Origin of the sequence: Streptomyces sp. NPDC101227 (assembly GCF_044767545.1) — a bacterium.
Taxonomy (GTDB): Bacteria; Actinomycetota; Actinomycetes; order Streptomycetales; family Streptomycetaceae; genus Streptomyces.
On sequence record NZ_JBIWOD010000001.1, the window covers coordinates 776327 to 788071 of the forward strand.

Sequence of the window (11745 nt, forward strand, 5' to 3'; positions counted from 1 at the left end):
TCCGCCGTATGGCACCCGTGCGGCGAAACCGCTCGCGGATTGGTCTTGACCAAGGTGTGGACCGGCCATATCGTCGGGATACTGCAACAACCTTTAATAAAGAAACGCTCATAATCGGGCGCGCCGGGGGGACCGGCCGGATGCGGGCCCCGTGAACGGGCCCGGTCCATGGGGCCCCGCGGGGCAACGGCCAGTGCGGAGGACAGGGTGGGGACCACGCAGCTCGAAACGGCGCCGGAGCCGAAGTACTGGCACCTCAAGACCGTGCTCAGCGAGGCGCTGGACTCGGAATTCGCGGTCGGCGAGATTCTGCCCAACGAACGCGAGCTGGCCGCGCGGTTCGGCGTCGCCCGGGCCACGCTCCGTCAGGCGCTCGAACAGCTGGAGCTGGAAGGCAGGCTGCAGCGCCGCCGCGGCGTGGGCACCACCGTCGCGCCGCCCCGCGTCGGCGTCGCCGTGGACCCCGCCCGGCACACCTGGCCCGGCGCCCCCGGTGACGACTGGCAGCCGCTGGACGCCACCGAGACCGAGGCGGTGCCTCCCGCCGTCGCCCGCCTCCTGGAGACGGCGCCCGGCGACCGGGTGCACGTCGTCCGCCGCAGCCGGGTCACCCACGGCCAGCCGGTCGCCGCCGAGCTGCTGTACGTACCGTCGGCCGTGGTCCCCGGCTGCTCCGCGGTGGCCGCGCTCAACGCCCCGGCCCGCGCCCGCGCCGTCCTGAACGCCCTGCAGGAGAGGGAGCTGGAGGGCCAGGACCGCACCGTCGAGCTCGGCTCCGCCCGCGCGGAGGACGCCAAGCAGCTGGACCGGCTGCCCGGCGCACCGGTGCTCGTCGTCACCACCCGCTATGTCTCCGGGGGCCGCACCGCCGCCGTGGCGGTCTCGACATACCGCGCCGACACCTGCCGCCTCACCTTCGGCGAAAGCGACGCGGTCGCGCTGCTCGCGGGCTGATCCGCTCGGCCGGCGATCCTCCGCCTGCACGGGGCCGTGCCGGGCCACGGCACGGGCCCGGCGGCCATCGCGCTACCGGCGGCCCGTCACGGTGCCCTCCACCGCGAAGAGTTCGCCCTCCACGTGATCGAGCGCCAGCCGCAACGCCCCCGTGGCCACCGCCGCCTCCCCCAGCTCCGACAGGGCGACCTGCGGCGGACGCAGGCAGTAGCGCGCCAACTCCGCCCGCAGCGGCTCCAGTACACCGGCCAGGCCCGCCGCCCAGCCGCCGATCACCACCAACTCCGGGTCCAGCGCCAGCACCAGCGCCGCCACATCGTGCACCAGCCGCCGGATGAACCGGTCCACCGCCTCCCGCGCCCGGACATCGCCGTCCCGCGCCAGCGCGAACACCGCGGCGACCTGCGCCTCGTCCAGCGGATGCAGCGGCTCCCCGGTCGTCGACAGCAGCGTCTCCGGCGTCGCCTCCCGCCCCAGCAGATGCAGCGCCCCGATCTCCCCGGCCGCGCCGCCGAACCCCCGGTGCAGCCGCCCCCCGATCAGTGAACCGGCCCCCGGACTCAGCCCCGCCAGCACGAACACCACATCTCCGGACGAGGCCGCCGCACCCTTCCAGTGCTCGGCCACCGCGGCGGCGTTCGCGTCGTTCTCGACCAGTACCGGACAGCGGAAGGAGCGCCGCAGCCGCTCGCCCAGGGGGAGGCCGGTCCAGCCGGGCAGCGCGGTCCCCAGCCGCACCGTGCCGTCCGCCTCCACGATGCCCGGACTTCCCACGCCGACGGCCCGCAGTGAACTGCGCGGCACGCCCGTCCGGCGCAGCAGATCGGCCACCACGCCACGGACCCGCTCCAGCCGCTCGTCGGCCGGCGCGGTCTCCGCCACCGGGCGCTGCGCCGAGTCCAGCACCTGCCCGCCCAGATCGGCGAGCTGGGCCGCGATGCGGTGCGGACCGATCTCGATGCCCAGCAGATGGCCCGCCTCCGTACGGAACCGGAACCGGCGGGCCGGCCGTCCCTGCCGGCGCGCCTCGCCCTCGTCGGCGGCCGCCTCGGCGACCAGCCCGGCCTCGATGAGCCCCTCGACCACGCCCTCGACCGTCGGGCGGGACAGGCCCGTCACCTGGACGAGATGGGTGAGCGTGGGGGAGTCCGCGGCCCGCAGCGCGTGCAGCACCACCGCGGAGTTGATCCGTCGCAGCAGGGAGGGGTCCCCACCCGTGAGCCGCCCCAACGTCACTCTCCCTCGCATCGCGTGTCTGGCGGATCGTAGCCGGTCAGCGGGTGTGCGGCGAGACCCGACCGGCGCGGAAGGGGCTGCCGGGGAGGGCCGTCTCGGTTGCGGAGGGGACCACCGGCGACGAGCGGCACGCCCTCGCCGCACCTTCGCCGCACCCCCGCCGCGGCCCTGCCGCGGCCCTTGCACCGCCCGCCCGCCGGGCCGGCCGGGCCTGACGGGAGGCCAATTGTCAGACCCTGGAGCTTTACTGACGGTATGACGACTGGAGAGCAGCTGGCGGCGATCGACGAGTTGCGCGGCCGCGCCTTCCCGGCCCGGCGGGAGCGGTCCGCGCAAGGGGAGAGCGGGCCCGGGTTCCATGTGGTGCGGCTGTGGGAGGGCGCGCCGCTGTGGGACGCGGACCCGGCGGATGCCGCGGAGATACGCGAGGACTGCGCGGCGGCGCTGGCGGCGCTGACCGCGCTGCTGTCCTTACGGTGGGGAGAGCCCGGGGTCCTCGATCTCGCCGGGCCCCTGGAGCGGGTGGCAATGGGACTGCCCGTCCCGCCGCCGCTGGACATCCTGAGCGGCCTGGTGCCCCGGCTGCACACATGGCGGACGGCGGGCCGCTGGGTGGCGGTCGGCGCGGGGCAGGGCGGACCCGAGCAGCCGTGCCAGGTGCTGGCGGCGATAGCGGAGGAGCGGGCGGCGCGGGGCTTTCCCGGCCCGCCGAGGGACGTCAGTCGTCGCTGAAGGCCGCGGCGCGCAGCCGGCCGTACTCCTCGGCCATGGTCGCCGTCGTCCAATGGGCGTTGAGGCCGCTGGGGTTGGGCAGTGCCCAGATCCGGGTGGTGCCGAGGGTGCGTTCCTGCGGGCCGATGGCGGCGTGCTTGTCGCCGAAGGCGACGCGGTAGGCCGTGACGCCCGCGACCGCCAGCCAGCGCGGCCGCAGCAGCGCCACCTTCTCGGCCAGCAGCCGCCCGCCCTCGCGGTACTCCGCTGCGCTCAGCTCGTCCGCCTTGGCGGTCGGCCGGGCCACGACATTGGTGATGCCGAGGCCGTGCGCGAGCAGTTCCTCCTGCTCGTCCGGCCGCAACTGCCGAGGGGTGAAACCGGACGCGTGCAGGACCGGCCAGAAGCGGTTGCCGGGGCGGGCGAAGTGGTGCCCGGTGGCGGCCGTCATCAGCCCGGGGTTGATGCCGCAGAAGAGCACCCGCAGTCCGCTCGCGGCCACGTCGGGGACGGGGCGGTCGCGAGCGGCCTGCAGCTCCTCGGGGGTGAAGCGCACGTCAGCGGCCCAGGGTCACAGGATCGAGCCCGGGGTGTAGGCCGCGGCCTCGGGGTGCTGCTTGGCGATCTCCTCGATCCGGGCGACGACGGACGCCACCTGGTCGGCCGCGGCGCCCGTGAAGGAGAGCTTGTCCGCCATCAGGGCGTCCAGCTGCGCCTTGTCCAGCGGGATCCGGGAGTCCGCGGCGAGCTTGTCGAGAAGCTCGTTGCGCTCCGCGCCCTGCTCGCGCATGGCCAGCGCCGACGCGACCGCGTTCTCCTTGATCGCCTCGTGTGCCTCCTCGCGGCCGACCCCGGCCCGTACGGCACCCATCAGCACCTTCGTCGTGGCGAGGAAGGGCAGGTAGCGGTCCAGCTCGCGGGCGACGACGGCGGGGAAGGCGCCGAACTCGTCCAGCACGGTCAGGAACGTCTCCAGCAGGCCGTCCAACGCGAAGAAGGAGTCGGGGAGGGCGACCCGGCGGACCACGGAGCAGGAGACGTCGCCCTCGTTCCACTGGTCGCCGGAGAGCTCACCGGCCATCGAGGCGTAGCCGCGCAGGATCACCATCAGGCCGTTGACGCGCTCGCAGGAGCGGGTGTTCATCTTGTGCGGCATCGCGGAGGAGCCGACCTGGCCGGGCTTGAAGCCCTCGGTCACCAGCTCGTGCCCGGCCATCAGCCGGATGGTCTTGGCCAGCGACGAGGGAGCGGCGGCCAGCTGCACCAGCGCGGTGACCACGTCGTAGTCCAGCGAGCGCGGGTAGACCTGGCCGACGGAGGTGAAGGCCTGTCCGAAGCCGAGGTGCGCGGCGATCCGCTGCTCCAGCTCGGCGAGCTTGGCGGCGCCCGCGGAGCCGCCGCCCATCAGGTCGAGCATGTCCTGCGCGGTGCCGACGGGGCCCTTGATGCCGCGCAGCGGGTAGCGGGCCAGCAGGTCCGCCAGCCGTCCGTACGCCACCAGCAGCTCGTCCGCGGCGGTCGCGAAGCGCTTGCCCAGCGTCGTGGCCTGCGCGGCGACATTGTGCGAGCGGCCCGCGATCACCAGCTCGGCGTTCTGGGCGGCCAGCGAGCCCAGCCGCGCCAGGACGGCGACCGTACGGTCGCGCACCAGCTCCAGTGACAGCCGCACCTGCAGCTGCTCGACGTTCTCCGTCAGATCGCGGGAGGTCATGCCCTTGTGGATCTGCTCATGGCCGGCGAGGGCGTTGAACTCCTCGATCCGGGCCTTGACGTCGTGCCGGGTGACCTTCTCGCGCTCGGCGATGGAGGCCAGGTCGACGTCCTCCAGGACCCGCTCGTAATCGGCGAGCGCCTGCTCGGGGACCTCCACACCCAGGTCCTTCTGCGCACGCAGCACGGCAAGCCACAGCTTCCGCTCCAGCTTCACCTTGTACTCGGGGGACCAGAGCACGGCCAGCTCCGTGGAGGCATAGCGGCCGGCCAGAACATTGGGGATGCGAGGCTTCGCAGACACAGCAGTCACGTGGTCAGAGTCTACTGGCGGTTTACGCAGGCCGGAGCCCCGGCCCCGGTCGTGCATTCCTCCAAGCCGCGGACCGACGGACAGTGAGCCCGCTCTGCCGCTCCGTAGCCCTGCTTCACGTCTCTCCCCGACCCGGCGTCCGCCCCTACCGGCCCCCGTTGACGATCGCTCGCTCCACCGCCCCGTCCTCGATGTACCACTTCTTGAGGATCTTCGCGTACTCGCCGCTCACGATGAGGCGGTCGAGGGCATCCCGTACGGCGTCGCGCAGCGCCGTATGGGTCTTGGCGACCGCTATGCCGTAGGGGACGGGCTCCAGCTGCTTGCCCGCGCGCTCCAGGACGTCGCCGCCCGAGTGGGTGGCGGCGCTCAGGGCCGCGACCGGGAAGTCGTCGAGACAGGCCGCGGACCGGCCCTTGGCGACGTCGTCGTAGATCTCGGCCCCTGAGTCGAACTCCCGGATCCTCAGCTTCCCGGAGACGTTGCCGCTGAGCTCGTCCAGGTAGTCACGGGCCACCGTGCCGCGCTGGACGGCGACCGTCCTGCCGGACAGGCCCTGGGGGTTCTTGATGCCCTCCGGGTTGCCCTTGCGGACGACGAGCGCGAGCCCGGCGCTGAGGTAGTCGATCAGGTCCACGCCACCGCCGGTCTTCTCGCCGCCGACGCGGCCCTCCTGCCGGGCCCTGGTGTCGGTCAACGCCGACATGACCAGGTCGTAGCGGCCCGCGGACAGACCGGCAAGAAGGGAGTCGAAGGCGGCGTTCTCGAACCGGAAGCGCACGCCCAGCTCGCGGCCGAGGGCGTTCGCGAGATCGACGTCGACACCGGCGGGCACGCCGTCCTTGGTGAACTCCATGGGCGCGTAGGCGATGTCCGATCCGACGGTGACGATGCCCTTGTCACGTATCTGCTGCGGCAGCCGGCCGGATGGCTGAGCGGTGTGGCCGGGGCTGCCGGTGGCGCTCGTGCCGCCGCTGGGCTTGTTCCCGGCGCTCGCGCCGCCACCGCCGCCGTCCGGCCACAGTGCCCAGGTCAGTGCCCCGCCGCCGGCCACCGCCCCGACGGCGGACAGCGCGGCGAGCACGCGGCGCCGGCTCGGCCCCGGGAGCGGGGTCTGGTCAGGGGGGTGCGGCAGCGGGGGCGCGGGGGTGTAGACGGGGTGCGGCGGCGTCGCGCCGTACAGCGGCGGTGCGCCGTCCGCCGCGCGGGTCGGCAGCTGGTGGTAGGGGACGTCGGCGGGTGGCGCGGCCGGCGGCCGCAGCGCGAGGGTGGCCGGGGACCCGACGTCGCGGAGCTGCGCGGAGAGCCGGCGCAGCTCTACGGCGACGGGGTCCGGCAGCCAGTCGCCGTACGGGCCCGGCGCGCCCGCCGATGCCATGAGCGCGGGGAGGGCAGGCCGATGCTCCGGCTCCTTCGCCAGGCAGCCCGCCGCCAACTCCCGCAGCCCGTCCGGGAGATCGTCGAGCCGCGGTTCCTCGTGCACGGTGCGGTACATGAGGATCTGCGGCTCGGCGCTGCCGTACGGACCGCCGCCCGTCGCCGCGAACACGATTACCCCGCCAAGCGCGAACACGTCCGCCGCGCCCGTAATCTCGGGGCCCGTCATGACGAGTTGCTCGGGCGCCATGAACCCCGGGGTGCCGAGGGCGGTACCGGTCATCGTCAGGGCGGTGTCCGCGGCGGAGTACGCGATGCCGAAGTCGATGACGCGCGGGCCCTCGGCGGTGAGCAGGATGTTCGACGGCTTGAGGTCGCGGTGGACCAGGCCGTGCGCGTGCACCGCCGTCAGGGCGTGCAGCAGGCCCGCCGTCAGCAGCCGCACCGCCCGCTCGGGCAGCGGTCCGCAGTCGTGCACGGCATCGGCCAGCGAGACGCCCGGCACGTAGTCCGTCGCCATCCAGGGCGTGTCGTCGTGCGGCGCGGCGTCGACCACCGGCGCCACGAACGGCCCGCCCACTCGCCGGGCGGCGGCCACCTCACGGGCGAAGCGCGTCCGAAAGCCTCGGTCGTCGGCGAGTTCGGACCGCGCGGTCTTCACCGCCACCGTCCGCCCGTCCGGGGTGCGGCCGAGATAGACCCGCCCCATGCCGCCGCCCCCGAGCAGCCCGACGATCTCGAACGGTCCGATCTGCCGGGGATCGTCCTTCGCCAACGGTCGCACCCATACCCCCACCCTTGACCAGCAGTTGTGTACGGCAGTATTCCGCACGCCGGCCGGCGCCTGGCCAACGCCTCGCACCCCGCCCTGCCGCCTCGCCGTCTGCGAGGGCGGCCCGTTGTCAGTGGTCGCCCCTACTGTGTCCGCATGGTGACTGAGACACCGCACGAGACCTCACCGCGGCATCTGCTTCAGGAGTGGATCGACGATCTGCCGTATCGGCTGCTGCTGTTGGAGAAGGTGCACCTCGCCGGCCATTGGATGGGCTTCACGTTCGACTATTCCGCCACGTCGCTGGAGGTGCTGGAGGCCCGTCTGCTGGAGCACGACGACTCCGTGCAAGAAGCGGGGGAGCGGGCGGAGTTCGTGGACAGCGCGATGGCCTACCTCGGCGAGGTCCTGCTCGGCACAGCGGGCGGTGGCTGGGGCTGGAACACCCGACCGGTCGGTGATCTCCCGGGGCAGCCGGTCGTCCGGCCGGACCCGGCCCTGGAGCTCTCGCCGGTCGCACCCCGGCTGCTGATCGCGTACGCCCTCCGGGTCCGCACCGGGACCGCGTTCGCCGAGGAGGTCGAGCGGCTGCGGCAGGCCGTGACGGCACGGCGGCAGGAGGTCCCGGGCTGGGAGCCGGTCAAGGAGCACACGCCGCGCGTGGACCCCACGGAGCCGCTGCCGGAACCTCCGGTGCTGACGGCCTGGCTGGACGAGCGCAGGGAAGCGCTCTCCCAGTGGGCCGAGGACGCATTCGAGGGCGCGTGGCGGTGGAATTTCCACCCGGACACGCTGGGCCGGCTGGAAGCGGTGGTGCGGCAGCGGTTCGCCACCGTGCAGGAATTCGACGCCGCGCGGGACGAGCCGTTCGTGCAGGGCGCCTGCTGGTACGTGGGCGAGGTCATCCGGCGGAACAAGGGCGCCGTGTGGCAGTACCTCCCCCTCGACCCCGCCGCCGAGCCCGGGGCCCTGGGCTCGCGGGAGAGTGCCTGGACCGGGGTGCCCTTCGTGGACCAGCCGGACAAGCGGGTCGGGGGCGCCGCCATTCCGCTGGTGTGCCTGCGCGAGCTGCTCCGCAGCGACGCGGCGGACGGGGAGCCGGGGGAGCCGGAGGACGGCACGGGCGGCCTGCGGGAGGTGCTGATCTGGTTCAGGTCGTCCACGTACGCGCATGTGGGGGCGCTTCTGGCGCGGATGGGCATGGTGTCCCGGGAGAAGGTCGACGGCGTCCTCGCCGGGTACACCGAGTTCGGGCACGAGGAGCTGCCACCCCATGAAGTGGCCGACGCTCTCGCGTCGTTCGGCGTGGCGATATCGGCCCACGCGGACGATGTCGACTATCTGGAGGAGAGCTACGCGGGCATCCTGCAAGAGGCCGCGGCACTCACCGACGGCGCGGTCACCATCACCGACGTGCGGCTGCGTCCGGACGAGGAGTACGACGAGGTCCTGGAGTTCGCCCGCAATGGCGTCCTGGTGACCCAGCCGGTCGAGCACGCGTCGGAGGAATACCTCGACCACTTGGCGATCATGGAGTTCATGCACCACCTCGATCCCGACCCCGGCGACGACCCGCGCCGGTTCCGCCAGGTCGACTTCGTGCGCCTCAAGGATTCCGGCTACGACAGCTACTTCGTCCTCGTCACGCCTGAACAGGCGACCGTGCTGGAGAAGGAGCTCGGTCTGGAGCTGCACTGAGCGGCGGGGGCGGTTACGTGCCCATACGCCAGGCCGTTACGTCCCGACGCGCCGGGCGGTCGCGGCCCCACACGCCGGGCCGTTACGTCCCGACGCGCTGCCAGTCCGTCACCGGGCCGGGGGCCGTATGGTCGGCGGGGGAGACCCAGAAGCCTTTGCCCAGCTCGGCGCTGAACTGGGCGCCCGTCCGGCCGTCCCCCGAGGACCGGCCGGTGAGCCGGCGCCCTATCCACGGCACCAGATGCTCCCGCGCGAACCGGAGGTCCGCGGTCCGCCGCGCGCCCCAGCCGGGCGGCACCGAGGCCGGCAGCGGCGCGTCCCAGTCCGACTCGGCGGCCAGCCCGAGCGCCTGCCAGACGGCCTCCGCCACCCGCCGGTGCCCCTCGGCGTTCAGATGCAGCCGGTCGTCCGCCCACAGCCGGGGGTCGGCCAGCGCCCGCGATGCGTACAGGTCCACGACCACCGCGCCGTGCCGCGCCGCCAGGGCGTCGATCTGCGCGAACAGCTGCTCCATCCGCGGCCGGAACCGTTCCATCACCGGCCCCTCGCGCCCCGGGCTGCGCATCAGCACCAGCTGCCCGCCGCCCTCCGCCAGCCGTCCGGCGGCCTCGGCCAGCTGCGCGCACACCCGGTCCACATCGCACTTGGGCCGCAGTACGTCATTGAGCCCGCCGACCAGCGTCACCAGATCCGCGCCCATCGCGGCCGCGGGGCCGCACTGTTCGTCGACGATCTGGCCGATGAGCTTGCCGCGCACCGCGAGATTGGCGTAGCGGAAGCCCGGCGAGCGAAGCGAGGTGGGGGTACCCCCGGCCGAAGGCTGGGGGAGAAGCGAGGTGGGGGTACCCCCGGCCGAAGGCTGGGGGAGAAGCGAGGTGGGGGTACCCCCGGCCGAAGGCTGGGGGACAGTTGCGAGGCGGGCGGCGAGCAGATCGGCCCAGCCGCGGTAGGAGCCGTCGGGCAGGCCGTCGGACATTCCCTCGGTGAAGCTGTCGCCGACCGCGACGAAACTGGTGTAGTAGGCATTCATTTTCATGGCGCGGTGATCCTATCCCGCACCGTCCGGCCGGCGGACGCGGTGTACGGTCGGATGTCGTCCGGAGGGCGAGGAAAGGTAGAGGTGAACGCGCCATGACTCCCCGCCGGGGTGACGGACCCCACGCGCCCACATTCACCGAGCGGGCCCGTCGGCAGCAGCTCATCGAGTGCACCATCGACCTGATCTCCACCCGGGGCTACCCCTCGACCTCGCTGTCGGCGATCGCCGAGCGGGCCGGACTCTCCAAGGCCGCGGTGCTCTACCACTTCGCCTCCAAGGACAACCTCACCAAGGCCGCGCTCGACCAGGTGATGGGCGAGTTCAGTGCGTATGTCACCGAGCGCCTGGCGCGCGCGGCGGGCCCCCGGGAAGCGGTCATCGCCTACGTACGGGCGATGATCGGCTACCAGCAGGCCAACCGCCGGCATGTCCGCGTGATCACCGAGATGCTGCTCGACGACCACGGCGGCACCAAGCTCAAGACGCCGTCCTCGCATGACACCAACGGCCGGTGGCAGGCCCTCGCCGCGCTTCTGATAGAGGGTCAGGAGGCGGGCGTGCTGCGGGAGTTCAACCCCCAGACGCTGGCCCTGGCGATCGGCGGGGCGATCGACGGGGTGATCGCGCACTGGCTCGTCCACCCCGACCTCGATCTGGACGCGGCCGCCGCCGAGCTGGAGACCTTCACCCTCAACGCGATCGAACGCCGTGACTGACCCGGGCGAAGGCCGGAGCGCGCTCGGGACGTACGCCGAACCCGCCCAGCATCCCGCTGACCGTCCGCAGCGCCGGAACCCGTCGCAGCAGCCGCATCGGCACCGGCAGCCGCTTCTCGTCGAGCGTGCCGTTCAGGGCGTCCCGGATCATCCCGTGCTCGGCCTGCTGCGCCCTTTGCACCACGGCCATCGGCAGATGCCGCCGCTTTTGCACGCGCGCCAGATCGGCGACGGTCACCGTGCCGCGGCGCAGCGGTCCCGCCAGGATCCGGGCGGCCGCCACCGCGTCCTGCAGCGCGAGATTGACGCCCACCCCGCCCACCGGCGACATGGTGTGCGCCGCGTCCCCGATGCACAGCAGACCGTGCCGGTGCCACCGCCGCAGCCGCCCGAACGTCACCTCCAGCAGCTTCACGTCGTCCCACTCGATCGTGCCGGTGACCTTGTCGTCCCAGTCGAACAGCACGCCGAGCCGGTCACGCAGCCGCTGGATGCCGCGGCCGCGCAGCTCCGCGTCCCGGCCCTTCGCGATCAGATACGAGGTCTGGTAGTACGTGCCCCGGTCCATGGTGACCGCCGCCTGGCCGCCGCCGAACCGGGCGAAGACGCGGCCGTCCTTGCGGGTGTCCGAGGGAGCGTCCACCCGGATCTGCCAGACGTCCATCGGCACCTCGAAGAGGTCCTGCCGCAGCCCGGCCGCGCCGCGCACCACCGAGTCCCGGCCGTCGCAGGCGACCGTCAGATCCGCGGCGAGCTCACCCGCGATGCCGCGTTCGTCGACGTACCGCACGCCCGTTACCCGCCCGCCCTCGGTGCGCAGCCCGGTGACCTCGGTGCGCATCCGCAGGGTGAAGGACGGCTCCTCGGCCGCCGCGCTCGCGAGCAGATTGAGGAAGTCCCACTGCGGCACCATCGCGAAGTATTTGTGCCGGCCCGGGATCCGCCGCATATCGGTCATCACGACGGTCGTGCCGCCGATCTGCGCCCGCATGTCCTCCAGCTTGGGAAACGGCAGCCGCGCGAACGCCTCGCCCAGGCCCAGCTCGTCCAGCAGCCGCAGCGTCGACGGATGAACGGTGTCACCGCGGAAGTCACGCAGGAAGTCGGCGTGCTTCTCCAGGACGGTGACCTTCACGCCGGCCCTGGCCAGCAGCAGCCCCAGCATCATTCCGGCCGGTCCCCCGCCCACGATGCAGCACGTTGTGCGGTCCATGTGCCC

Annotated in this window: 10 protein-coding genes; 4 read left to right on the plus strand and 6 right to left on the minus strand. The window is 73.1% G+C overall.

Going from position 1 to position 11745, the window contains the following annotated elements; all coding sequences use genetic code 11:
- Window positions 1–207 precede the first annotated feature (207 nt).
- A complete protein-coding gene (locus ACIRPT_RS03575) occupies window positions 208–954 on the plus strand; it encodes a GntR family transcriptional regulator (RefSeq protein WP_403821549.1) in 747 nt (248 codons plus the stop codon).
- Between the two features lie 72 nt (window positions 955–1026).
- Here the strand turns inward: ACIRPT_RS03575 and ACIRPT_RS03580 are convergent, their stop codons facing one another.
- The gene (locus ACIRPT_RS03580; RefSeq protein ID WP_403821552.1) at window positions 1027–2184 is read right to left on the minus strand and encodes an ROK family transcriptional regulator; all 1158 of its coding nucleotides are present in this window, start codon (window positions 2182–2184) and stop codon (window positions 1027–1029) included.
- Between the two features lie 261 nt (window positions 2185–2445).
- Between ACIRPT_RS03580 and ACIRPT_RS03585 the strand changes: the two genes are divergently transcribed.
- Window positions 2446–2922, plus strand: coding sequence for a hypothetical protein (locus ACIRPT_RS03585; RefSeq protein ID WP_403821555.1), 477 nt, complete (start codon window positions 2446–2448; stop codon window positions 2920–2922).
- Here ACIRPT_RS03585 and mug read toward each other — a convergent pair.
- The 3 genes from mug to ACIRPT_RS03600 all read right to left on the minus strand — a co-directional run bounded on the left by mug (window position 2909) and on the right by ACIRPT_RS03600 (window position 7085).
- Window positions 2909–3457 carry a G/U mismatch-specific DNA glycosylase gene (gene mug, locus ACIRPT_RS03590; RefSeq protein ID WP_403821558.1) on the minus strand — a complete coding sequence of 183 codons (549 nt, stop codon included), beginning with the start codon at window positions 3455–3457 and terminating at the stop codon, window positions 2909–2911. The two genes, ACIRPT_RS03585 and mug, sit on opposite strands and share 14 nt — an antisense overlap.
- A 15-nt stretch (window positions 3458–3472) precedes the next feature.
- On the minus strand, window positions 3473–4915 hold the full coding sequence (gene purB, locus ACIRPT_RS03595; RefSeq protein ID WP_403514630.1) for an adenylosuccinate lyase: 1443 nt from the start codon (window positions 4913–4915) through the stop codon (window positions 3473–3475).
- 154 nt (window positions 4916–5069) lie between these two features.
- Window positions 5070–7085 carry a bifunctional serine/threonine-protein kinase/transporter substrate-binding domain-containing protein gene (locus tag ACIRPT_RS03600; protein ID WP_403821561.1) on the minus strand — a complete coding sequence of 672 codons (2016 nt, stop codon included), beginning with the start codon at window positions 7083–7085 and terminating at the stop codon, window positions 5070–5072.
- 144 nt (window positions 7086–7229) lie between these two features.
- Here ACIRPT_RS03600 and ACIRPT_RS03605 point away from each other — a divergent pair, with 144 nt between their 5' ends.
- Window positions 7230–8771 (plus strand): hypothetical protein, encoded by a 1542-nt coding sequence (locus ACIRPT_RS03605; RefSeq protein WP_403821563.1) that lies wholly within the window; start codon window positions 7230–7232, stop codon window positions 8769–8771.
- Window positions 8772–8853: 82 nt separating this feature from the next.
- On the opposite strand, the gene ACIRPT_RS03610 is transcribed toward ACIRPT_RS03605, so the two are convergent.
- The gene (locus ACIRPT_RS03610; protein ID WP_403821566.1) at window positions 8854–9807 is read right to left on the minus strand and encodes an SGNH/GDSL hydrolase family protein; all 954 of its coding nucleotides are present in this window, start codon (window positions 9805–9807) and stop codon (window positions 8854–8856) included.
- A 95-nt stretch (window positions 9808–9902) separates the two neighbouring features.
- Between ACIRPT_RS03610 and ACIRPT_RS03615 the strand changes: the two genes are divergently transcribed.
- Window positions 9903–10526, plus strand: coding sequence for a TetR/AcrR family transcriptional regulator (locus ACIRPT_RS03615; protein ID WP_403821569.1), 624 nt, complete (start codon window positions 9903–9905; stop codon window positions 10524–10526).
- Here ACIRPT_RS03615 and ACIRPT_RS03620 read toward each other — a convergent pair.
- A complete protein-coding gene (locus ACIRPT_RS03620) occupies window positions 10501–11739 on the minus strand; it encodes an FAD-dependent oxidoreductase (protein WP_403821572.1) in 1239 nt (412 codons plus the stop codon). The genes ACIRPT_RS03615 and ACIRPT_RS03620 overlap by 26 nt on opposite strands.
- Between the last annotated feature and the right edge of the window lie 6 nt (window positions 11740–11745).